The organism is Moritella marina ATCC 15381, from assembly GCF_008931805.1.
In the GTDB taxonomy this organism is placed as follows: domain Bacteria; phylum Pseudomonadota; class Gammaproteobacteria; order Enterobacterales; family Moritellaceae; genus Moritella; species Moritella marina.
On the sequence record NZ_CP044399.1, the window covers coordinates 13,626 to 37,409 of the forward strand.

Here is a 23,784-nt window from a genome sequence, read left to right on the forward strand (position 1 = left end):
CATGGTTATGGATCATTTCATACGATGAGCCTTTTTTATTTTTCGCTAATTGACATAATGCAATGACTTGTTGGGCAGTAAAGTCTTGTTGCATGCTGCTAAGCAATCAATATCTCTGTATGTTCGTTTTCGAAACAAGGCTAAAGCGTGCGTCTTCTCACTGTAACCTTGATTTTAGGCAGTACTTTCGCTCGTTAGCTGTCAGCCATAAGTATTAATACTAACCAATTGTTGAGCATATATTCCAATAAGGAGCAATTAAGTATATTAGCATCACATTTAGATACTTAATCTTAGCAATTGTCATATTGTAGGTATTAACGGTTGTCGATTGATGATAGTTTGGAATATATAGCAATTAAATGAATTAATTGTTACTGTGAATACTACTCCTTTAGAGATGCTTGGTATTTCAATTCAACAAAAATTGAAATATAAAACAAATTTAAAGGTCATGGATGTAATTGTCGTACTGGAGTTGTACATGTTAAAAAATAAAATCACCCAATCATTACTATTAGGCGCAGGTCTTGCGTTTGCTGCCACTTCCCTTACTGCCACTGCTGCTGAAGTTCCTGCCGGTGTTAAGCTTGCGAAAAACCAAGAGCTTGTTCGTGGTAACGGCACTGAAGTTGCGTCGTTAGACCCACAAAAAGTAGAAGGTGTGCCTGAGTCGCATGTATTGCGTGACTTACTTGAAGGCCTGGTAAACCAAGATGCGGATGGTATAACGATACCGGGTGTCGCTGAAAGCTGGGAAACAACAGATAATAAAACCTTTACCTTCCACTTACGTAAAGATGCTAAATGGTCGAATGGTGATGCTGTAACGGCCGATGATTTTGTATATAGCTTCCAACGTGCTGTAGATCCTGCAACAGCTTCACCTTATTCATGGTATCTAGATATGACTACTATGGTGAATGCGTCTGATATTATTGAAGGTAAAAAAGACAAATCTACTTTGGGTGTTAAAGCAATTGATGCCAATACATTTGAAGTAACACTCGAAACAGCAGTACCTTATTTCGTTAAAATGATGGCTCACACAACAATGAAGCCAGTACATAAAGCGACTGTTGAAAAATTCGGTGATAAATGGACTAAACCAGAAAACTTCGTTGGTAACGGTGCATTTGTGGTGAACAAATGGGTTGTGAACGAACGTCTAGAACTAACACGTAATGAACAGTACTGGGATAACGCAAAAACAGTACTTAATAAAGTGACTTACTTACCAATTGAAAACCAAGTTGCGGAAATGAACCGTTTCCTATCTGGCGAAATTGACTTTACTTATGAACTGCCAAACGAGCATTTCCGTCGTTTACAAAAAGAACATGCAGAGTCGGTAGCAATCAAAGGTAACTTGTGTACTTATTACTACAACTTCAACACGCATAAGCCACCATTTGATGATGTGCGTGTACGTAAAGCGATTTCTTATTCTATTGATCGTAATATCGTTGCTAACGCAATTCTTGGTCAAGGCCAGAAACCAGCTTATTTCTTAACACCTGAAATCGTTGCTGATTTTAGCCCTGAGACGCCTGCTTATGGTAAGTTGACGCAAAAAGAACGTAATGAAAAAGCGAAAGAATTGTTAGCGGAAGCGGGCTACAACAAGTCAAATCCACTTGAATTCAGCCTATTGTATAACACGTCAGAAAACCACAAGAAAATTGCCGTTGCGATTGCATCTATGTGGAAGAAAAACTTAGGCGTATCAGTAACACTTGAAAACCAAGAGTGGAAAACCTACCTAGAAACTAAAAAGCAGGGTGATTTTGAAGCCGCTCGTGCTGGTTGGTGTGGTGATTATAATGAAGCATCTACTTTCACTTCATTAATGGAAGGTACCAACACGACTGGTGGTATCCACTACAAGAGCTCAACATATGACAAGCTAACAAAAGATGCAGTGAAAGCGACATCGGAAGCGAAACGTCAAGAGCTGTATTATGCTCAAGAAGCACTATTAACGAAAGATATGCCTATTGCTCCTATCTATCAGTATGTTACTGCGCGTTTAGTTAACCCACATGTGGGTGGCTATGCGGAAAACAACGCACAAGATCAACTTTACTCTAAAGATATGTACATCATCGCTGAGTAATAGTTCTCCATACTATTAATTTTTAGATCAACTGCATGCGGATCTCGCATGCAGTCTTCTTCATTTTTAAATTGTCATAGATTGAGTTAGATTATGCTTAAATTCATCTTAAAACGAATTCTGGAAGCAATACCGACAATGCTGGTATTGATCACCGTGTCTTTTTTCCTTATGCGCTTTGCCCCTGGTAGCCCATTCTCAAGCGAGAGAACACTGCCGCCACAAGTGATGGCAAACATTAATGCTAAGTATGGTTTAGACAAGCCAGTGCTTGAGCAATACACTACCTATCTTACTAATGTCATCCAAGGTGACTTAGGTCCTTCTTTTAAATACAAAGATTTTACCGTGAATGAACTGGTTGCTTCGGCATTACCGGTATCAGCAAAAATCGGTGCTTTCGCGTTTGTATTTGCACTGGTATTCGGTGTTTTTGTCGGCACAATGGCGGCCTTAAAACAAAATACGTGGTTAGACTACAGCATTATGTCAACCGCAATGATCGGGGTGGTGCTGCCTTCTTTTGTTCTCGCACCTGCACTTATTTATTTATTTTCGATCGATCTTGGCTGGTTCCCTGCTGGTGGTTGGTTAGATGGCTCGATGAAATACATGGTCTTACCGGTATTAGGCATGTCGATGTTATATGTGGCAACTTTCGCCCGTATCACCCGCGGTAGCATGATTGAAACCATGAACAGTAACTTTATCCGTACTGCGCGTTCGAAAGGCTTGAGCTTTCCATATATCGTCATGAAGCATGCATTGAAACCAGCGATGTTACCTGTTGTTTCATACATGGGACCTGCTTTCGTGGGTATCATCACAGGTTCTGTGGTTATTGAAACTATTTTTGGTTTACCAGGTATTGGTAAGCTGTTTGTAAACGCGGCGTTTAACCGTGATTACTCGTTGGTTATGGGTGTTACGATCCTTATCGGATTCTTGTTTATTTTATTCAATGCAGTAGTGGATATTCTACTTGCTTATGTTGATCCGAAAATTCGTTACTAAGGGATTAGGTATGTTATCTAAAACAGCTAAAGTCGAAGCGTTAAACAACTTCTCGACAAATTTAGAAATTGAAGGCCGTAGTTTATGGCAGGATGCGCGTATTCGTTTTATGCGTAATAAAGCGGCAATGGTCAGTTTATTCATCTTATTTTTGATTACGCTTTCGGTGATCTTCGTGCCGATGTTCAGTCAATATGCATTCGATGATACGGATTGGTATGCGATGCATGCGCCGCCATCAGCGGACCATTGGTTTGGTACTGACAGCTTAGGCCGTGATTTATTTGTACGTACCTTTATTGGTGGTCGTATTTCGATGATGGTTGGTGTGATGGGCGCATTTGTTGCTGTGCTTATCGGTACATTATATGGCGCTGCATCTGGCTTTATTGGTGGTAAAACTGACCGTGTGATGATGCGTATTCTTGAAATCCTTTACGCTATTCCATTCATGTTCCTGGTGATCGTATTAGTGACTTTCTTTGGTCGTGACATCATCTTAATCTTTGTAGCGATTGGTGCAATTGCGTGGTTAGACATGGCGCGTATTGTTCGTGGTCAAACGCTAAGTTTACGCGGTAAAGAGTTTATCGAAGCAGCACATGTATGTGGTGTGAGTAAGTGGGGTATTATTACCCGTCATATCGTACCGAATGTATTAGGTATTGTTGCCGTGTACTCAACGTTGCTTATTCCAAGCATGATTTTAACTGAATCTTTTCTTAGCTTCCTTGGCTTAGGCGTGCAAGAGCCTATGACCAGTTGGGGCGCGTTATTGCAAGAAGGTGCACAAACGATGGAATTGGCTATCTGGCAATTAGGTTTTCCAGCGCTGTTCATGGTTGTCACACTATTTTGCTTTAACTATGTCGGTGATGGTCTTCGTGACGCGCTTGATCCAAAAGACAGATAATTGCTAAATAGAATGGCTTAAAGTGAGCAGAACCGAATTTAAGCCATTCTAGCTGAAAATATATTGCTGACTACACAGTTAGATGTAGCGCTAGAACAAGATTAAGGATGTCAGATGAGTTTACTAGATGTTAAAGACCTACGCGTTGAGTTTACTACCCAAGACGGTAATGTAACTGCGGTTAATGATTTAAATTTCTCGCTCAGCCCTGGTGAAACGCTGGGTATTGTTGGCGAATCTGGTTCGGGTAAATCTCAGACCGTCTTTGCGATCATGGGATTGCTGGCAAAAAACGGTATTATTACTGGTAGTGCTAAGTTCGAAGGTAAAGAGATTTTAAATTTGCCGGAAAAAGAACTTAACCATGTGCGTGCAGAACAAATCGCAATGATTTTCCAAGACCCAATGACATCATTGAACCCTTACATGAAGGTCAGTGAACAGATGATGGAAGTACTTATTCATCATAAAGGTATGTCACGTAAAGAAGCGTTTGAAGAATCAGTGTTCATGCTGGAATCGGTCAAGATCCCGGAAGCGCGTATGCGTATTAATATGTACCCACATGAATTCTCGGGTGGCATGCGCCAACGTGTCATGATTGCGATGGCGTTGTTATGTCGTCCTAAGCTACTGATTGCTGATGAACCAACAACGGCATTGGATGTAACGATCCAGGCGCAGATCATGCAGTTGTTGAACGAATTAAAAGATAAGTTTAATACCGCGATTATTATGATCACTCATGATTTGGGTGTGGTTGCTGGTAGTTGTGACAAAGTATTGGTGATGTATGCTGGTCGTACGATGGAGTATGGTAAGGTGAATGACATCTTCTATACACCAAGCCACCCTTATACAGAAGGGCTGCTTAAGTCTATTCCACGTTTAGATACCGAAGGTGATATTTTACCGACGATTCCGGGTAATCCACCTAACTTGTTATCATTACCTAAAGGCTGTGCATATCAAGATCGTTGTCATCGTGCACAAGAAAATTGTCAACAAGAACAACCACAATTAATTCCATTTGCTGGCGACCGCTTACGTGCCTGCTTCTCAGACCAGGGGACATGGTAATGACTATTATTGAAAAGCAAACCGTTGAAAAGCAAGCTGTAGCAACAAAACAACGGAACGTTGCTGTACAAGCAGTAAAAAAAGAATTGCTACTCGAAGTGAACAACCTGAAGGTGCAGTTTGATATTCCGTCTAAGTCATTTTGGCCTTGGGCGCCACCGACACCACTGAAAGCGGTTGATGGTGTGAGTATCAAATTATATGAAGGTGAAACGTTAGGCGTAGTAGGGGAATCTGGTTGTGGTAAATCAACCTTTGCCCGTGCACTCATTGGTTTGGTGCCAGCTGCTGCCGGTAATGTGGTGTGGTTAGGTCAAGATCTTACGCGTTTACCGCACAATGAAATGCGTGAAAAACGCAAAGAAATTCAAATGATTTTCCAAGACCCGTTAGCGTCGCTTAATCCGCGTATGACGGTGGGTGATATTATTGCTGAGCCGCTACGTACTTTCTTCCCTCGTCTGACTAAAGATGAAGTGAGAGAGCAGGTGAAAGAGATGATGACGAAGGTAGGTTTATTACCGAACGTGATCAACCGTTACCCACATGAGTTCTCGGGGGGTCAGTGTCAACGTATCGGTATTGCCCGTGCACTTATCTTAAAACCTAAGATGATCATCTGTGATGAACCTGTTTCGGCATTGGATGTATCAATTCAAGCGCAGGTAGTGAATCTATTACAATCACTGCAGAAAGAACTGGGTTTAAGCCTGATCTTTATTGCCCATGATTTATCGATTGTAAAACACATTTCCGATCGTGTATTAGTGATGTATCTGGGTAATGCAGTGGAACTGGGAGAATCAAAAGCCTTGTTCGCCGAGCCTAAACACCCGTACACCAAAGCCTTGATGTCTGCAGTGCCGATCCCTGATCCTATATTAGAACGTCAGAAAAAGATTGAAATGCTAGAAGGTGATTTACCGTCGCCACTCAATCCGCCATCTGGTTGCGTATTCCGTACCCGTTGTCCGGTCGCTAAAGCGAGTTGTGCTGAGACGAAACCGACATTATCTGGTGATGAAGTACATTCTGTGTCTTGTTTGCTAGTGGCTTAATGTCTTTGGTGAGATAAGTCGATTGAAAATAATATAACATAACGAACATAGTCATAATCCCGTATACCTGTCAGCAACGTGTTGATGGGTATTTTTTTGTCTCTCCCCTGATTACGGATAATTATATGAAACTTAAAAATATCGCGCTTTCTGCTTTAACTATTGCCATTGCAACAGGTTGCGCTACTGCAGATCAAAAACCTCAGCACCAATGGGTACAAGATAAAGAATATAACCTGACGATCCTGCACACCAATGATAACCACGGTAATTTCTGGCAGAACAAATATGGCGAACGTGGTATGGCAGCCCGTGCGACCTTGATTAATGACATCCGTGCGGAAGTAAAGTCTGAAGGTGGCTCGGTATTATTGCTCTCTGGTGGCGATATTAATACCGGTGTTCCGGAGTCAGATTTGCAAGACGCTGAACCTGATTTCATCGGCATGAGCATGATTGGTTACGATGCCATGACATTGGGTAATCATGAGTTTGATAACTCGCTTGATGTATTGGCTAAGCAAGCTGGTTGGGCAAATTTCCCATTCATCTCAGCTAATATTTATAAAGATGGTGAGCGTATGTTCGACGCTTACAAGATCTTTAATAAAGACGGTATCAAGATCGCGGTTATCGGTTTAACGACGGAAGATACGGCTGAAATTGGTAATCCTGAATTTATCAGTGAATTAGAATTCCGCGACCCGAAAGTAGAAGCGAAAAAATTAATCGCTGAATTAAAAGCAAATGAGAATCCTGATGTGATCATCGCGGCAACACACATGGGCCATTACCTTAACGGTGATAACGGCTCTAATGCACCGGGTGATGTCCAGCTAGCACGCTACCTTAATGAAGGTGATTTAGATATGATCGTCGGCGGCCATTCACAAGAACCTGTGTGTATGGAAGGCGCAGAATACGCAAACTTCAAACCAGGCCAAAGCTGTACACCGGATGTGCAAAACGGCACTTACATTGTGCAAGCACATGAGTGGGGCAAGTACGTTGGCCGTGCTGATTACACCTTCAAAAATGGTGAATTTACACTCGCCTCGTACAACCTTATTCCGGTTAACTTAAAGAAAAAAGTTAAAAATGCTGATGGTAAAAAAGTACGTGTATTCATCCAAGACGAAATTACGCAAGATCCGGCTGTACTGGCAACGCTAAAACCGTTCCAAGAAAAAGGCCAAGACGCGTTGAATATCAAGATTGGTGATGCTAATGGTTTGCTGCAAGGTGACCGTGACGTAGTACGTAACAACCAAACTAATCTTGGCCGTTTAATTGCAACTGCCCATATGCAGCGCGCTAAAGCGGATTTCGGTATTATGAATTCAGGTGGTGTACGTGCGTCAATCGAAGCGGGTGACATTACGTATAAAGATGTATTAACGGTACAACCGTTTGGCAATATCGTCACGTATGTTGATATGACTGGCAGTGAGGTAATGGATTACTTAAACGTTGTTGCTACTAAGCAGAAAGATTCTGGTGCATTTGCACAATTTGCTGGTATCTCGATGACAGTAGCAAACGGCCAAGTGTCTAACGTGGTTATTGCAGGTAACGCTATTGATTTAGCTAAGTCATATCGTTTCACGATCCCATCGTTTAACGCTGCGGGTGGTGATGGTTATCCAAAAATATCAACACACTCAGCTTTTGTTAACACGGGTTATGTTGATGCTGAAGTACTGAAAGAATACATTGAAGCTAACTCACCGCTTAACGTGGCTGATTTTGAACCAAAAAATGCAATGCTTTATAAATAAGATTACGGTGTAGTTTTACTATAATGTGATGTTATAAAGTAGGATTATTAAAAAAGGCTAATAAACAGTGTTTATTAGCCTTTCATATAACATATTTTAGAATTAGTAACTATTAATTACCCCAGATCTCGCTTACATATTCAGGGTGATCAACGAATGGATTACGGTTACCTTGATACTGGAATGCCGCATCATTACGATATTCTTCTTTTGTACTAACAGGATCGTTAGTATGCCACTCTTTCAACATAGCGATAACCCAAGGTTCAAATACAGCGTCTGTGCTACCATTTAATACAGCATCTGAGTTCGTAGAGTTAGTTTCCCAAGAACCAATCGTATTTTCATAGCGAGTCGCCATGTAAAAATAGGCTCTTGCTAAATCACCTTTAAACTCATCGATTGGTTCAAACACTGTATCGCCTGTAAAACCTAATGTAACTAAGTTAGCTGTTGGTGAGCCTAATTTACTGCCATTAGATGATGTGAAAGTTGCTGTATCAACTTCGCCGTATGGGAAATTACTACGTTTACCATTCACGTAACCGTCTGTTGCGAAGAGGTGATGAACATCGCTATACATTGGGTACTTATCATCAAACCAACTTTTCGGGAAAGAATGTTCACGATTATAACAATCACCTTCTGCTTTGTAATTACCACATTGTTTAAGTATGGGTGCAAAGTTATAGCTGTCTGAAGCTGATGGGATTTCAGAGTACATATCTAAGATAGTATTATCGTTTTCATAATAAGTATCTAATGAATACGTAGACATGAAAGTCCATAAATCATTATATGTTTTGTTCGTATGACCTTTAATTATATCATAAAGTGCTGTTTTTAATTCAAAACCAGTTTTTCCTTCACTGCTTTGATAATATGCTTTTAAAGCTTCAGGGTCTTTACCAATAGCTGGTGGTGGTAAAAGAGGAGCTGGTTCTTGAGCTTCGCCTGTTGCTAATAATACTAGATTATCAATATAAACGATTTCTTCATTATCAAAGGTACCGCTTACAGAATAAAAGCGCGTCCCAATTTCAATATTTTTATCTTCAGTCGGTTTGTATTCAAAGCTAATTTCTTGCCATTGATTGACTAAGCTAGGATCTGAATACACATTTACATAATCAGCTAGGTAAAGTCGAGTTTTCACACCGCCTTCAGTATGATAAACCGACATAGAGAGTGTATATGTTTTACCATTGACCACGTCGACATTTTGGCGGAAATCGGCTTTAGTTTTAGTCACTGTAAAAGCGCCAGAATTTAAACCGGTTGTAAAAATTGCACTATCTTGTGCGACTGCTACTCCCCAGGTATCAATCGTCGTCCAGCCAGTGGGGGTTGTAGGATCAGTAAAAATTTCGAAACTACCATTAACTGCAACATCGACACCGACAGGTGTTTCCTGTCCGACAGTTGTAACACTACTCATTGTTGATTTATCGTCACTACTATCACCGCATGCAGCTAGTGAGGTAAGTGATAATAGCAGTATGGCTATTTTAGTTTTGTTATTCATATTTAATTGCCTATAAATTTTAACTTAATAAGAGACTGTTCACGACAGCGTAATAGCAATCACTAAAGTAATAAGTGATTGCTCGTTTGTCGTTAAATTAGGTAGTTATTTGTTACGCTTTAATCCGACGTAAAAAACCTAAACCCAATAGTGATAAAATGCCAAAAAGACTAAATGAACCACCGCTATTATCGCTTTCAGGTATGACAATTTGGGGAGTTAATGAGTCTGATTTGACTACTTCAATTGTCATTGATTGGCCATGTTCAGGCATCTCTTTACCATTTCGTACTAATTTCATTGTTGCGCTGTAAGTACCTGCTTTAATAACGTCGACTTCAATATGCACTAATGATTGACCATCTTTAGTGACTGCGACTGTAGGAAGTAATACGTCACTCATATCAACACTTGATGATAATGATATTTCTGCTGTGTCCCCTGCTTTTACTGATGCTGAGGCCGGAATACTATAAGGAATACTAATCGCTCCATTTTCAATCACGAGGTGGACAGCTTCGCCATTACTTACTTCGCCATATTTATACGATATAGACATAATCGCAGGATCATGATCTGATGAACGATATGAATCGTCTACAACAAAGTTAGTCGAGCCGTTTTCACCTTTTGAATATACAAGGCCTTTTGTCTCATCGAGACGATATGTACTGTAATCGTAATAGACTGATTCAGCAGCATTGATGTGCCAATCAGTCGCATCAATAAGGCGAGACTCTAATGACGGGGTAATTAAGATATGATCGAGAGAGCCAATTGAATCATCGTATGCATAACTCCAGCTAACGTGCCCACGTTCCTTGTCTTTCTTACCTACGGCACTAATGTAACCATATGTTTTATTAACGACAATCGGCTCGCCAGTATTATTAAACTGTGGGGTTTTACCAATAAAAGTATCACGCGCAGTTTTGATTACTTTTTGGGTGACATTCTCTGTTAACACTAAAATAGGATCTTCTTTGGCGTATGAATTCATATCGCCAATGACGACACGATCACCACCTATTTTTTCTAATTCGTCACCTAGTTGAACCGCCGCAGCGACACGGAAATTCTCACATTGGCCCTGGAAATCTAAATCAGGGGCATCATCATTCCCTTGAGCATTTGTATACTGGCCTGCGTCATTAAATTGATCTTCACTAAAATCGACACCCTCCCAATCTTCATGGCAGGTTGAACCTTTTGATTTAAAGTGATTCACTGCAACAGTCAGATGTTTACCTGTTTGGTTTATCACAAATGTTGCTGCGACGGTATCGCGTTGGTAATTATCTCCACTTTCTAATGTTTGACCTTTTTGATCTTTCACCACAACATTGTTGTAATCCACTGTTGCCGGAGCATGTTGCTGTGGCATCTGTATGATCTTAGTGCTTTTGATACTGACTTTTGACGGGCGATAGATAATGCCTGAAGTAATAACATCAGAACCAATAGAATCTAGTTCATCTAATACGGTGTCACCATTTGAATCGAAGCCAATAAATGCATACTTATTAACTGACGATTCAGGGTCATTCTTATCTTCAGGTCTTGGGTTGTAATATTTAGCATTAATTGCTTCTACAAATTCAGCAATTGTACCTGTATCTGAGAAACCATTATTTTCTATTTCCATTAAGCCAACAATATCAGCATTTAAGCCATAAACAGCTTCTACTAGCTTGGCTTTCTGATGTTGATATTCTGACTCAGTATTTGCGCCACGACTTCCGCCATGTAAGTTATCTGCACCGCCAAATGGAGAGTTGAATAAATTCAATACATTTTGAGTCGCAATTTTGATAGCAAAATATCCATCTTCTACCGTTGTGCTAAGCGTTGGTTTTGCTGGTCGCTCAGTTCGATCGAAGTTAGAACTATCAACTTCCTTTGTCACAAGTAGTTTATAGCCGAACTCACTTTCTACAATAATACCTTGTATCGTTTTGATCTTATCATTAATACGAATAGCGTTATTGGCGGAATCAGTATGGAAGGTTGGGTAATAAGCGATGGTGCCATCTTCTGCAGGGAAGACACTGTCAATGATTAGTGTATTACTGACGTTATCTAATTGTTGTTTTCCAGCAAATGAGGTTCCTGCAACAAACTCTTGGTTTGGCTGAACGTTAGCACGCTTGTAAGAAGCACTCATGTTATTCGTGTAGCCGTTGACGTTAAATCCAAAGCTACGCGTGATCACTAAGCTCTGATCTTCAGCTTCGTCATCATTAACGTCAATGTTAATGATGACTTCTTTACCTACATAGCGTGCAAGCGCAGTTATGAATGAGCCTTCGTCATCAGCTGTCATTTTGAACACTTCAGGATCAGCCGGTAAAGCTGCTGGGCTGCCATATGTTGGAGTCCCTAAATCAGTAAATCCATTGGCTGTCGTATCGAGCCAGTTTTCTTCAATGTATCTGATTTTATCGCCACTTGGAGTTGAAGCGTCATTCGCTAAACGACGTGTAAACGATTTATTTTCACCCCATTTTGTACCATTGACACCAATAACATCGACTACATTAACCCCACGTTTTAATAATACTTGGTCATCACCACTAAATCCTAAGTGGTTGTATTTGTGTTCGTCAAGGTACTTATAGCTAGTCGCAGCGACTTTTGAACCTGTAATTTTAGCTATCTCGTCAGCAGCCATTAGTCGATCATAGATAACTAATGTTCCGCCTGCGGGTATTGATTGTCCAGTGAAGATATTCTTACCATCTGGATTTAAAATTTGATTAGAATATGAGCTGTATTCAAGCGTGTCTTCATCTTTAAACGTATAGTTACTCGTGCCTGTATTGGTTAATTCAATTACGTTACTGTTATAACTAGTACTTTCTATATATTCAGTAATGATAATATTATTCATATCAGCTTGAGCACTTGCTGATAATACGCCGCCGATTGTGAGGGCTAATAATTTCTTTTTCATAATTTACCTTAAAATTCGTTAACTGGTTCTACATCGAAATGATGGAAATACTAGAAGTAAACGCGTGCGTAAGCGTAAGCATCTTGTGCGGCTTCGCCTAAGTTGCCTTCAATCGCGAAAATAACTGAGCTTGATGGGCGGAAGTTTACGCCGACAGTGCTCCAAGTTCGCTCGTCGCCCCAAGAATATGGAGTCGCGTCGTACTCTGCATTATCGATAGCCCATTGCTCATATTCTTCGAAGTTATAAGAACCTGTTACTTCCCATTTTTCAGAAAATTTATAACGTGCAGAAACTAAAGCACCTTTATTTTGGAAGGTTTGATAATCGTTGTATACAGTCACATTGTTATCAGGGTTAGCTGGGTCAACAACGAGATTAGTTTTGTCTTGAGCTATATCTTCATCTTCAATATAACCATTTACACCCAGTGAAAGAGCATCAGTTATGTTTAAACGTGCGCCAAAACCAAATAGGATTTGCTCACCGTATTTAGATGTGCCTGCAGATCCTGCGCGTTGTTCTACACCGATTACCGCTGAAATAGTCTTGCCAAAGTAACCCACATAACCATTGACGATATCGCCTAGTGCAGAGCCTGATGATGATTCACCTTGGTAAGAGTAAGATGCACCCATTTTGAAGTTTTTAATTTTACCTTCATATTTTACGGTGTTCTGTTGGTCACCAGCTTCACCAGTTTCTACCGTGGTATCAAACGTGAAATCACCGTATTTATCGTAATCATCAAATGCGGTATCAGTTAAACCCACTTCGATAGCATGGTTGCTTGTTAGCTTGTAACCAATAAACAGTTTATCGATTGCTAATACCATATCGCCTGAACCATAAGCCCAGTTTTCACGTTCGTAATCAAGTTCTACGCGGTAGTAAACTTCTTGATACGTACCTTTTACACCAATAGTGGCAAAGCTATCATCGATATAGCTAGTATCAGTACCGTAGCCATCTTTATTTTCGTGTAATGGTGATTCAACAAATTCACCGTATTCGTAATTTGGGTTGAAATGACCACCAACGCCAACTTCACCGTATAGTTTGATCACGTCACCATTGTCATTATCATAGATAGTCACAGCTTGCGCTGCAGTACCAACGAATAAAGAAGAGAGTGCTATTGCAAGAGCAGTTTTCTTTAACATGTGTTTATCTCTGTAAGGGTTTACCGCACATATCTGCACGGTGTAAGTTTAAATAAATTGATTATTTTTATTATTACAGGTGAGTAATTTCACCTTTAGGTGCAAAGTCATCAACGTTAATCGGTGAGTTTGCTTGTATGTAGTCTTTTAGAACTTCGGCATCGACATAACCTGTGTTTACAAATGCAGGGTGTGCTGTGATATTTGGATAACCATCACCGCCAGCAGCGTTAAATGACGGAATAGTGAAACGGTAAGTTGCTGCTGTATCAAGCGCTTTACCTGCAATCACAACATTTGTAACCTGGTCACTTGCAACAGTCATTTGAATACCAGCAAATTGAGCATAAGCACCTGAATCACGGGTCTTAGTGCCCACTACATTCAGGTAATCCATGACTTCTGCGCCTGTCATGTCAACATAGGTGATGATATTGCCAAACGGTTGCACTGTTAATACGTCTTTATAAGAGATATTACCTGTTTCGATTGAGGCTCTTACACCACCAGAATTCATTATTGCAAAGTCAGCTTTAGCACGTTGCATATGCGATGTTGCAATTAAACGGCCTAGGTTTGTTTGGTTATTACGAACGATTTTACGTTCACCTTGAAGGACACCATTACTTTGACCGATCTGGATATTTAGCGCGTCTTGGCCTTTATCTTGGAAAGGTTTTAACGCATTAAATACGGCTTGGTCCTGTGCTATTTCATCTTGGATAAGTACGCGTACTTTTTTACCTTCGGCATTTTTAATTTTTGTCTTTAAGTTAACTGGAATGAGGTTGTACGATTGCAGTGTGAACTCACCATTTATAAAGGTGTAATCTGCACGGCCCACATATTTTCCCCATTCGTGTGCTTGTACAATGTCAGTACCGTTTTGCACATCGGGTGCACAGTCTTGACCTGGTTTGAAGTTTGCGTATTCAGCGCCTTCCATACACACAGGTTCTTGTGAATGACCGCCGACGATCATATCTAAATCGCCTTCGTTAAGATAACGCGCTAACTGTACATCACCCGGTGCATTTGAACCGTTATCACCGTTTAGGTAATGGCCCATATGCGTTGCAGCAATTATTACATCTGGATTTTCAGTTGCTTTCAATTCAGCTATTAATGCTTTAGCTTCCACTTTCGGATCGCGGAATTCTAATTCGCTAATAAATTCAGGGTTACCAATTTTGGCAGTATCTTCTGTCGTTAAACCAATAACAGCGATCTTGATACCGTCTTTGTTAAATATCTTGTAAGCATCAAACATACGCTTACCATTTTTATAGATATTTGCAGAGATGAATGGGAAGTTTGCCCAGCCTTCTTGCTTTGCTAGTACATCAAGTGTGTTATCGAATTCATGATTACCTAATGTCATTGCATCGTAACCAATCATGTTCATACCAATAAAATCTGGTTCGGCGTCTTGCAAGTCTGATTCAGGAACTCCGGTATTTATATCACCACCAGAGAGTAGTAAGACTGAGCCTCCCTCAGCTTGGACTTCATTACGGATGTTGTTTACGAGTGTTGCACGCGCAGCCATGCCGCGTTCACCGTATTTATTTTGCCAGAAGTTACCGTGATTATCGTTGGTATGTAAAATTGTCAGGTTGTATTCTTTATCTTGGATCCAATCGTGATTGAACGCTGCACTATTAGTCTGGTTGGTATTTGAACTGGAACAGCCTGTAGCCACTGCCAAGGCGGTTAAAGCGAGGTTTTTATAAGTCATAATGTTATGCCTAAAAATATTAATTACGGTAAAAATTCAAGCCTTCAAGATTGAATTGAAGATAAGGTTATACGGCTAAATTATTTATTCTAAGAATGCCAACAATAGTCACCACTACCGCTCTCACGATCAATATCACTGCCATCTGGGCTTAATATAGGGAAATCAACTATACATCAATGTTTGAAATAGCCAAGTTTGTGGCAATTTAAATACTGTAAGTGTGATTTAGAGCTATTGCTTTATCATTTTCCGTTAAAAAAATAAAACATTCGTCATACATTATTTATACATTTTATTTGTATGCTGGAGATTCAACGTATTCTTTTACAAAGGATTAGTTCGTCAATGTTGTTTTTTTGGTTTTTTTATAACTTAACTTGTGAATTTGATTTACTTTTTGATGTGTTGATTATGTTGGTGGATTAGCTTTTTTTACAAATTTAGGAGGTGTTACTACTAGGATGCTTGTTTAGCATAAAACCCTGTTTGTGTTTTTTGGTTAATTAATCTTATTTTGATATTTTGAGGTGACCTATGATGATTTTTAACGGTAGCCATTGATTATTTTATCTATGTTATTATGTACAATATATTTTATAGCTGGTTGATTATCCGGTTTTAAAATATGGATAGTTTTTAAACTACTCATAGTCGATTGCATTTCTTTTCCTTTATTTACAGTTATTTACGTTTTATTGTCGTTTTTCACTTTTGCTTTTTTTATTTTATAGACTAAGTGTAAATAAGCTTAAATTTAAATTTAAGCTACTATTTTCATAGAAGGTAATATAAATCAAATGTTTAAATAATTATTTCGATACTATGGGTTAATCGTATTTTCAATAAACTTGTCATTAACAACTACTTACTTTTAAATTGCGATAATCTAGTTAAATAGTTTGCTTATCATTCTAAATGCAGTTAATTAAACTTTTGATCACATTTTTGGATATTTATTGCAGTATTTGTTACAGATTTATTGAACTTTTTTGTAATCGCGATACACTCGCGCCATAAAAATAGCGCTGACTCATACGAGCTGTGCACCATAAAATGGAAGTAATGATGAAAAACATTAAAAATGCAGCATTAGCTGCAACAACTCTTGCTGCTATCTCTTGCAACGCGTTTGCAGCTGATTATTCTGATGACACTCACAAGAATGATTACAAATGGGCACAATTCAACTTGATGTATGCAGAAGGCGAAAAACCAAGTACACAAGATGGCCAAGGCCATGACTACTTGGAATTAGAGTTTGGTGGCCGTTCGGGTGTTATCGACCTTTATGGTTACGTTGACGTATTTAATATTACAAACAGCGATTCAGGCGATAAAACTGACGGCGCAAGTAAAATGTTCATGAAACTTGCACCACGTTTCTCTATCGATGGCCTGACGGGTAAAGATTTATCATTCGGTCCTGTGCAAGAGTTATATGTAGCGACATTATTTAATATTGGTGGTGGTGGTATCACTGGTGAGCGTGACCATGATGCAGCATTTACTGATCCTAACTATGCAGATAAAAAAACACCTATTGATGGTGATACTAACAACGGTAACATCGGTCTAGGTTCTGATGTAATGGTGCCTTGGTTTGGTAAAGTAGGCGTGAATCTTTATGCTCAATACGACATCAATGCAAAAGACTGGAACGGTTACCAATTATCAATGAACTGGTTTAAACCTTTCGTTAATTTTGATAACGGTAGCTTTGTTTCTTACCAGGGTTATGTCGATTACCAGTTCGGTATTGATGCAACAAATGATCCAACAGCATTCTCTAATTCTGTTAGTCATGGCGGCGCTATGTTTAATGGTATCTACTGGCATTCAGAGCGTTACTCTGTAGGTTATGGCTTAAAATTATATAGCGATATATATGGTGTGAAGAACAACGGTGGTACTGGCCATTTAGAGTCTACAGGCGTTTCACATTACTTCGCAGCAACTTACAAATTCTAAGAACCTAAACTTAGAATAAGTTTGTGGAGTCACGTCTCGCGTGGCTCCTGATTTCCTTTCAAGTTATACCAGCCTTTATTAAACACCCCGTAACAGATCTCAAATCAGCCTTACTCTCAACATTATTCTATTTGTATCTCGCAATCTTGTGACCTTATTAACGTTAATCTACTAATCGCTTTATATCGTATGATGATCATCATATGTATTTTACTTTCAGCACAATAAATTGAGCTTCAGACAGGCCAAAGAGCTAGTGATGTTCTAGCTCTTATTGTGGTTTCGATATGAATTATTATGAGACTAAATGACAGAGATTAAGCGTGCTGTGGCGTGGTTTTAAAACTAACGAACAAGGCTGTTAATTGCGTCATGCTGTAGCCGAGTAGGCCGCCGATGAGTAGCGGTGGAATAATGGCATGCACATCGCCAGCCATGGCAAAGGTGATACAGCAGCCAATAAAAGCACCGGGGATAAAAGCCAGTTTACTGTAGCTCGCTTGTAAGCACATCGCACTGGTGACTATACCTGTGAGCAGATAACCTAATAGCGGTGTATCAAGCCAGCCACTGCCATAAATTGCCAGCCAAGCCCAAAATACGCCGGATAAATTAGTAAACCAAGTCATTAACACGCCGTTAAATCCAGCCTTCGGCTGCGCGAAGAAAGTGCTGCAACTTAAAAAACCTATCCAAGTGACTAAATGAAATGTATCGGCGATACCACACCATAGTGCAGCAAGTAGGCCAGCGGAAAGGGCGACTTGATAACGATTTTTCATATTTTAACTCTATTATATACAAATAATATTAGAGACTAAATTACCGCATAACCAAGAATAAAAACATGAAGGAGGTCGTAAATTCAATATTAAAACCTACCTAGTTATAAATACTCAGTGTGTTCTTTTACTCTCTTTCTACGTAACTTTAGAATTTGATCGTTTTGTTATGGCGTGAAGATTAGCTGATGACCGTTATCATTTTATTTTCGATTAATTTTACCAGTGCTATTACCTACAATATGTCCAGACTATTACTTTCGATATAAGCGTTTTTCTTCGTAAAAATAACACCTCGATTTCAAATGAAAGAAATTGGCCTAGTTCTTAGATCCAACTCGCATTTTTATACTTAAAGACTAGAATTATCCTTATTTTTGGCTATATTCAACCCATCGAAACGTTTGCGCAAACGTTTCGATGACGTTAACATGAACCATATTAAAGACTCAGATTTAGCTATTTTCACCTTGAAGGCGTGACCCATGAAGAAAAATGCACTTATCAACGCAGACTTATCTTACTTAGTTGCAACGCTAGGCCATACCAACGAGATCACCATTTGTGATGCTGGTTTACCGGTTCCGGCGTCAACGCAGCGTATCGACCTTGCGCTTATTCCGGGTGTACCGACATTTATCGCGACAGTGACAGCGATACTGGGCGAGATGCAAATTGAAGGTATCGTATTAGCAGAAGAATTTGCCGCGGTGAGTCCTGAATTGCACAGCGTTTTACTCGATGTGATTGCCAATGAAGAGCAGCTAACCAATAAAAAAATCGCAATTACTTATATTAGTCACGAAGCATTTAAACAGCGCACAGAGCAAAGCAAAGCGGTGGTGCGTACGGGTGAGTGTACACCTTATGCCAATGTGATATTTCAATCTGGCGTGGTGTTTTAGTTTCGTTGTTGTAACTCACACAGCATGGATTAACCAAAACGTATTAACAGCTATTTATGCGGAATAAAGTAGGAACTGACATGACGCAAGCAATTTTAAAACTCAGTGGTATCGAAAAATCATTTCCTGGTGTGAAAGCACTGGATAATGCCTGTTTGAATGTATATCCAGGTAAAGTAATGGCCTTACTGGGTGAAAATGGTGCCGGTAAATCGACATTGATGAAGGTGCTTACGGGCATCTATCATATGGACAAAGGCGCGATCAACTACCAAGGTAGTGATGTGACGTTTGACGGTCCGCGTCACTCTCAAGAAGTCGGTATCAGTATCATTCATCAAGAACTAAACTTGATCCCTGAGTTAACAATTGCTGAAAATATCTTTTTAGGTCGTGAAAAGACTAATGTATTTGGTGGCATCAAATGGGCTGAAATGTATCGCGATGCTGATGCATTATTACAACGCTTAAATGTAAAACACAGCTCGCGCCAACTATTGGGCGAGCTGAGTTTAGGTGAGCAGCAAATGGTGGAGATCGCCAAAGCGCTGTCATTTAAATCACAAGTGATCGTGATGGACGAACCGACCGACGCATTAACAGACAGCGAAACGAAATCATTATTTAAGGTGATTAACGAACTGCGTAACGAAGGCTGCGGCATTGTTTATATCTCGCACCGTTTAAAAGAAATTTTTGAGATCTGCGATGACATTACCGTATTACGTGATGGTAAATTTATTGCTGAAATAGCCGTGTCCGATATTGATGAAGATGGCTTAATTGAAAAAATGGTTGGTCGCCGTCTTGATGAAATTTATCCGCGTATCGATGCTAAACACGGCACCTTATGTTTGGAAGTTGAAAACATCGTTGCACCAGGTGTGCATGATGTCAGTTTCACGTTAGACCATGGTGAAATTTTAGGTATTTCAGGTTTAATGGGCGCTGGCCGTACCGAATTAATGAAAGCGATTTATGGCGCGCTACCACGCCAGTCAGGCGATGTAATTCTCGATGACAAAGTGGTGAGCCCGATCACCCCGCGTGATAGTTTGGCTAATGGTATTGCTTATATCTCTGAAGATCGTAAAGGTGATGGTCTTATTCTTGGGCTGTCAGTGAAAGAAAATATGTCTTTGTGTGCGTTAGACGCCTTGTCGAAAGGTCTACAATTAGACCACGTTAAAGAAGCGACTGCAGTAGAAGACTTCATGCGTCAGTTTAATGTGAAAACCCCGAGTCGCGATCAAATCATTGGTAACTTGTCTGGTGGTAATCAGCAGAAAGTCGCGATTGCCAAAGGCTTGATGACCCGTCCTAAAGTACTCATCTTAGACGAACCAACCCGTGGTGTGGATGTGGGTGCTAAAAAAGAGATCTACCAGTTAATCAATCAATTTAAAGCGGAAGGCATGAGCATCATCCTAGTGTCGTCAGAGATGCCAGAAGTATTGGGCATGAGTGACCGTATTTTAGTGATGCACGAAGGCCGTATCAGTGGTGAGTTTATAGCTGCAGACGCGGATCAAGAAAAGCTAATGGCATGTGCCGTTGGTAAAAAAATCAATGAGGCAGGGCTATGAGCCAGAACCAAGTGGCAAATAGCAATGCTAGCACTAATACCAACAATAATTCCAATTCCAATAAAAATGTGACCGGTGATGTTATGACGAAAACTTTAACCCAAAAATTCTTTACTAAAGAATGGTTTTTTGAACAAAAATCATTAATTGCCTTAATTTTATTGATTGTGGTGGTGTCTTTCTTGAACCCACATTTTTTCACTACGGGTAATATTTTAAACATATTGCGTCAAACATCGGTGAGCGCGATCATCGCTGTGGGCATGACCTTAGTGATTTTAACCGGTGGTATTGATTTAGGTGTTGGCTCGGTATTAGCCCTCTGTGGTGCCTTTGCCGCGTCCTTAATATCAATGGAAGTGTCAGTGATGATTGCGGTGCCAGTGGCATTGTTTGCGGGCGCTGCATTAGGTGCTATGAGCGGTATTATTATCGCCAAAGGTAAGGTGCAAGCCTTTATCGCCACGCTGGTTACCATGACATTATTACGCGGTGTGACGATGGTTTATACCGACGGTCGCCCAATTTCAACTGGTTTTACTGATGTTGCTGATAGCTTCTCGTGGATCGGTACAGGTTACTTATTAGGTGTGCCAGTGCCAATCTGGTTAATGGTTATTGTGTTTGCATCGGTTTGGTATTTACTTAACCACACACGCTTTGGTCGTTATGTTTATGCGCTTGGTGGTAACGAAGCTGCGACACGTTTATCAGGGATTAACGTTGATAAAGTGAAGATTGGTGTGTATGCCATTTGTGGTGTACTGGCTGCATTAGCGGGTCTGATTGTTACTTCACGTCTGTCATCTGCGCAACCAACTGCTGGTATGGGTTATGAGCTAGATGCGATTGCTGCGGTAGTTGTCGGCGGTACCAGTCTTGCTGGTGGTAAAGGCCGTATTATGGGCACGTTAATCGGTGCATTAATTATCGGTTTCCTAAATAACGCCTTAAACCTATTAGATGTATCTTCATATTTCCAAATGATTGCTAAAGCTGTGGTGATATTACTGGCAGTATTAGTCGAAACGAAAAAGAAATAACAATCATAATAATAAAACCATGATAGCAACAATACAAACACGATAAATAATCATAACAAAATCTGTGAACCTCATACCCTATCGAGGCAGCAGAATTAACTAATAAGAAGGTATATGTAATGAAAAAATTAGCAACCTTGATCTCTGCTGCTCTCGTTTCAGCATCTTTTAGTGCAACGGTAATGGCGCAAGATTCGATTGCCATGGTCGTTTCTACACTAAACAACCCTTTCTTTGTCACCATGAAAGAAGGTGCAGAAGCGAAAGCTGAAGCCTTAGGTTATGAGTTAATTGTGCTGGATTCGCAGAACGATCCAAGTAAAGAATTATCGAATGTTGAAGACTTAACGGTACGTGGTGTTAAAGCGATTCTAATCAACCCAACGGATTCAGATGCAGTATCGAACGCTATCCGTATGGCTAACCGTTCAGGCATTCCGGTATTAACATTAGATCGTGGTGCAAGTCGCGGTAAAGTGGTGAGTCACATTGCTTCTGACAACGTTGCTGGTGGTGAAATGGCGGGTCAATATATTACTGACACGATTGGCGCTAATGCCAAAGTGATTCAGTTAGAAGGCATCGCAGGTACATCTGCGGCACGTGAACGTGGTCAAGGCTTCATGCAAGCTGTTGATAAAAATAAGATGGATCTGCTAGGTAGTCAACCAGCTGATTTTGACCGCACAAAAGGGCTTAATGTAATGGAAAACATGCTTGCTGCTAATCCTGATGTACAAGCTGTATTTGCCCAGAACGATGAAATGGCATTAGGTGCTTTACGTGCAGTGCAAGCATCGGGTAAAGACGTATTAATCGTTGGCTTTGATGGCACTAAAGACGGTATCGCTGCAGTTAATCGCGGTATCTTAGGCGCGACAATTGCACAACAGCCTGGACTTATTGGTGCGCTGGGTGTTGAAGCCGCTGATAAAGTACTTAAAGGTCAACCGGTAGAAAAAAGCATCGCTGTACCACTTAAAGTGATCACTAAGTAATAATGCTTACCGCATAAATCGACTAGGGGCTAGTGTTTATCGCTATCCCCTTCATTCCACCCTTTGAATCCTGACTTAAGTGCATTGACGAGTTAGCTAATATTATTCAATAGCGTCGTTAATCTAATGTCATTAAGTCATGTTTTATTCTCTCCAGTTACAATGTATTAAGGCTCCTTTATGAATAAGTTAGTTGTGTTAGGCAGTGTTAACGCTGATCATGTTTTACAAGTGGCTTCTTTCCCGCGTCCAGGCGAAACCTTACTTGGGCATAGCTATGCTGTGATCCCTGGCGGTAAAGGTGCGAACCAAGCGGTAGCCGCTGCACGTTTAGGTGCTGATATAGCCTTTATCGCTTGTGTGGGTGATGATAGTTTTGGCACTAATATGATCGCCGAGTTTGGCCGCGATGGTATCAATACCCAAGCGGTGATGACGGAACAAGGCACGCCAACAGGTATCGCCATGATCCAGGTGGCTGCAACGGGCGAAAATAGTATTTGTATCTCGGCTGAAGCCAATGCCTGTTTAACACCAGAGCGACTTGCACCACATAGCGAGTTAATTGCACAAGCTGATACATTATTAATGCAATTAGAAACGCCGATTGCAACTATTACACAAGCCGCTAGAATAGCTAAACAATCGGGTACGCGAGTGGTATTAAACCCAGCGCCTGCGCAGCCATTAAGTGATGAACTATTGGCTGTCGTTGATTTGATCACGCCCAATGAAACCGAGGCTGAACTGTTAACTGGCATTAAAGTGACGGATATGGCATCAGCACAAATTGCGGCAGATGTATTACATGATAAAGGTATTAGCGAGGTGATGATCACGCTCGGTAGTCAAGGTGTGTGGATCAGCAAATCGGGCACAGGCAAACAAGTCAAAGGTTTCCGTGTTGATGCGGTAGATACGACAGCGGCAGGTGATACCTTTAATGGTGGCCTATTAGCGGGATCACAGGCTGGGTTAGCGTTAGATGATGCTATTTTATTTGCCCACGCAGCCGCTGCTATTTCTGTTACCCGCGTCGGTGCACAAACATCAATTCCAACAAAAATGGAAGTAGATGCGTTTTTAGCATTACAAAATTAACACGAATGATAGGTTGTGAAGATTTATAGGTGGTGAGTATTGAGTCGCCTTTTATTTACA

General features: G+C 40.4%; 17 protein-coding genes. 12 read left to right on the top strand and 5 right to left on the bottom strand.

Translation table 11 applies throughout. The annotated features are described in order from the left end of the window. Positions 1-484: 484 nt before the first annotated feature. The 6 genes from FR932_RS00205 (at position 485) to ushA (FR932_RS00230) (ending at position 7,959) form a co-directional block, all read left to right on the top strand. Positions 485-2,116, top strand: a complete 1,632-nt coding sequence (locus tag FR932_RS00205) for an ABC transporter substrate-binding protein (protein ID WP_019440446.1) — start codon at positions 485-487, stop codon at positions 2,114-2,116. A gap of 93 nt (positions 2,117-2,209) precedes the next feature. Then, on the top strand, positions 2,210-3,130 hold the full coding sequence (oppB, locus tag FR932_RS00210) for an oligopeptide ABC transporter permease OppB (RefSeq protein ID WP_019628898.1): 921 nt from the start codon (positions 2,210-2,212) through the stop codon (positions 3,128-3,130). Positions 3,131-3,140: 10 nt separating this feature from the next. Then, complete coding sequence (gene oppC, locus FR932_RS00215) at positions 3,141-4,043, top strand: oligopeptide ABC transporter permease OppC (RefSeq protein ID WP_019440444.1); 903 nt, start codon at positions 3,141-3,143, stop codon at positions 4,041-4,043. Positions 4,044-4,157: 114 nt separating this feature from the next. Continuing rightward, a complete protein-coding gene (gene oppD / locus FR932_RS00220) occupies positions 4,158-5,123 on the top strand; it encodes an ABC transporter ATP-binding protein (protein WP_019440443.1) in 966 nt (321 codons plus the stop codon). Beyond that, positions 5,123-6,181, top strand: a complete 1,059-nt coding sequence (gene oppF / locus FR932_RS00225) for a murein tripeptide/oligopeptide ABC transporter ATP binding protein OppF (protein WP_019440442.1) — start codon at positions 5,123-5,125, stop codon at positions 6,179-6,181. The genes oppD and oppF overlap by 1 nt, the downstream gene beginning before the upstream one ends. A 125-nt stretch (positions 6,182-6,306) precedes the next feature. Further along, the gene (gene ushA, locus FR932_RS00230) at positions 6,307-7,959 is read left to right on the top strand and encodes a bifunctional UDP-sugar hydrolase/5'-nucleotidase UshA (protein ID WP_019440441.1); all 1,653 of its coding nucleotides are present in this window, start codon (positions 6,307-6,309) and stop codon (positions 7,957-7,959) included. Positions 7,960-8,071: 112 nt separating this feature from the next. Here ushA (FR932_RS00230) and FR932_RS00235 read toward each other — a convergent pair whose 3' ends face one another. From FR932_RS00235 to ushA (FR932_RS00250), 4 genes are all read right to left on the bottom strand, one after another. Continuing rightward, positions 8,072-9,484 carry an HNH endonuclease signature motif containing protein gene (locus FR932_RS00235; protein ID WP_019440440.1) on the bottom strand — a complete coding sequence of 471 codons (1,413 nt, stop codon included), beginning with the start codon at positions 9,482-9,484 and terminating at the stop codon, positions 8,072-8,074. Between the two features lie 112 nt (positions 9,485-9,596). Then, on the bottom strand, positions 9,597-12,437 hold the full coding sequence (locus tag FR932_RS00240) for an ExeM/NucH family extracellular endonuclease (protein WP_019440439.1): 2,841 nt from the start codon (positions 12,435-12,437) through the stop codon (positions 9,597-9,599). Between the two features lie 50 nt (positions 12,438-12,487). Continuing rightward, positions 12,488-13,600: a porin gene (locus tag FR932_RS00245; protein WP_019440438.1), complete on the bottom strand. Its 1,113-nt coding sequence runs from the start codon at positions 13,598-13,600 to the stop codon at positions 12,488-12,490. Positions 13,601-13,673: 73 nt separating this feature from the next. Beyond that, the gene (ushA, locus tag FR932_RS00250) at positions 13,674-15,338 is read right to left on the bottom strand and encodes a bifunctional UDP-sugar hydrolase/5'-nucleotidase UshA (RefSeq protein ID WP_019440437.1); all 1,665 of its coding nucleotides are present in this window, start codon (positions 15,336-15,338) and stop codon (positions 13,674-13,676) included. A 1,068-nt stretch (positions 15,339-16,406) separates the two neighbouring features. Here ushA (FR932_RS00250) and FR932_RS00255 point away from each other — a divergent pair. Continuing rightward, a complete protein-coding gene (locus FR932_RS00255) occupies positions 16,407-17,309 on the top strand; it encodes a nucleoside-specific channel-forming Tsx family protein (protein ID WP_019440435.1) in 903 nt (300 codons plus the stop codon). Positions 17,310-17,626: 317 nt separating this feature from the next. Here the strand turns inward: FR932_RS00255 and FR932_RS00260 are convergent, their stop codons facing one another. After that, positions 17,627-18,091, bottom strand: coding sequence for a DUF1097 domain-containing protein (locus FR932_RS00260; RefSeq protein ID WP_019440434.1), 465 nt, complete (start codon positions 18,089-18,091; stop codon positions 17,627-17,629). A 485-nt stretch (positions 18,092-18,576) separates the two neighbouring features. On the opposite strand from FR932_RS00260, the gene rbsD reads away from it, so the two are divergent. The 5 genes from rbsD to rbsK all read left to right on the top strand — a co-directional run bounded on the left by rbsD (position 18,577) and on the right by rbsK (position 23,724). After that, positions 18,577-18,996: a D-ribose pyranase gene (gene rbsD / locus FR932_RS00265; RefSeq protein ID WP_019440433.1), complete on the top strand. Its 420-nt coding sequence runs from the start codon at positions 18,577-18,579 to the stop codon at positions 18,994-18,996. Between the two features lie 80 nt (positions 18,997-19,076). Then, positions 19,077-20,582, top strand: a complete 1,506-nt coding sequence (rbsA, locus tag FR932_RS00270) for a ribose ABC transporter ATP-binding protein RbsA (RefSeq protein ID WP_019440432.1) — start codon at positions 19,077-19,079, stop codon at positions 20,580-20,582. Continuing rightward, the gene (gene rbsC, locus FR932_RS00275) at positions 20,579-21,625 is read left to right on the top strand and encodes a ribose ABC transporter permease (protein WP_019440431.1); all 1,047 of its coding nucleotides are present in this window, start codon (positions 20,579-20,581) and stop codon (positions 21,623-21,625) included. The genes rbsA and rbsC overlap by 4 nt, the downstream gene beginning before the upstream one ends. Positions 21,626-21,744: 119 nt before the next feature. Next, positions 21,745-22,623, top strand: coding sequence for a ribose ABC transporter substrate-binding protein RbsB (gene rbsB, locus FR932_RS00280; RefSeq protein ID WP_019440430.1), 879 nt, complete (start codon positions 21,745-21,747; stop codon positions 22,621-22,623). Between the two features lie 180 nt (positions 22,624-22,803). Beyond that, positions 22,804-23,724: a ribokinase gene (gene rbsK, locus FR932_RS00285; RefSeq protein ID WP_019440429.1), complete on the top strand. Its 921-nt coding sequence runs from the start codon at positions 22,804-22,806 to the stop codon at positions 23,722-23,724. The last annotated feature ends 60 nt before the right edge of the window (positions 23,725-23,784 follow it).

Bases quoted from the DNA above. Each gene is read 5' to 3' on its own strand.
- oppD (WP_019440443.1), top strand. From the start codon at position 4,158: ATGAGTTTACTAGATGTTAAAGACCTACGCGTTGAGTTTACTACCCAA.
- ushA (WP_019440441.1), top strand. From the start codon at position 6,307: ATGAAACTTAAAAATATCGCGCTTTCTGCTTTAACTATTGCCATTGCA.
- FR932_RS00245 (WP_019440438.1), bottom strand. From the start codon at position 13,600: ATGTTAAAGAAAACTGCTCTTGCAATAGCACTCTCTTCTTTATTCGTT.
- oppB (WP_019628898.1), top strand. From the start codon at position 2,210: ATGCTTAAATTCATCTTAAAACGAATTCTGGAAGCAATACCGACAATG.
- rbsC (WP_019440431.1), top strand. From the start codon at position 20,579: ATGAGCCAGAACCAAGTGGCAAATAGCAATGCTAGCACTAATACCAAC.
- rbsD (WP_019440433.1), top strand. From the start codon at position 18,577: ATGAAGAAAAATGCACTTATCAACGCAGACTTATCTTACTTAGTTGCA.
- ushA (WP_019440437.1), bottom strand. From the start codon at position 15,338: ATGACTTATAAAAACCTCGCTTTAACCGCCTTGGCAGTGGCTACAGGC.
- FR932_RS00240 (WP_019440439.1), bottom strand. From the start codon at position 12,437: ATGAAAAAGAAATTATTAGCCCTCACAATCGGCGGCGTATTATCAGCA.
- FR932_RS00205 (WP_019440446.1), top strand. From the start codon at position 485: ATGTTAAAAAATAAAATCACCCAATCATTACTATTAGGCGCAGGTCTT.
- oppC (WP_019440444.1), top strand. From the start codon at position 3,141: ATGTTATCTAAAACAGCTAAAGTCGAAGCGTTAAACAACTTCTCGACA.
- oppF (WP_019440442.1), top strand. From the start codon at position 5,123: ATGACTATTATTGAAAAGCAAACCGTTGAAAAGCAAGCTGTAGCAACA.
- FR932_RS00260 (WP_019440434.1), bottom strand. From the start codon at position 18,091: ATGAAAAATCGTTATCAAGTCGCCCTTTCCGCTGGCCTACTTGCTGCA.
- FR932_RS00255 (WP_019440435.1), top strand. From the start codon at position 16,407: ATGAAAAACATTAAAAATGCAGCATTAGCTGCAACAACTCTTGCTGCT.
- rbsB (WP_019440430.1), top strand. From the start codon at position 21,745: ATGAAAAAATTAGCAACCTTGATCTCTGCTGCTCTCGTTTCAGCATCT.
- rbsA (WP_019440432.1), top strand. From the start codon at position 19,077: ATGACGCAAGCAATTTTAAAACTCAGTGGTATCGAAAAATCATTTCCT.
- rbsK (WP_019440429.1), top strand. From the start codon at position 22,804: ATGAATAAGTTAGTTGTGTTAGGCAGTGTTAACGCTGATCATGTTTTA.
- FR932_RS00235 (WP_019440440.1), bottom strand. From the start codon at position 9,484: ATGAATAACAAAACTAAAATAGCCATACTGCTATTATCACTTACCTCA.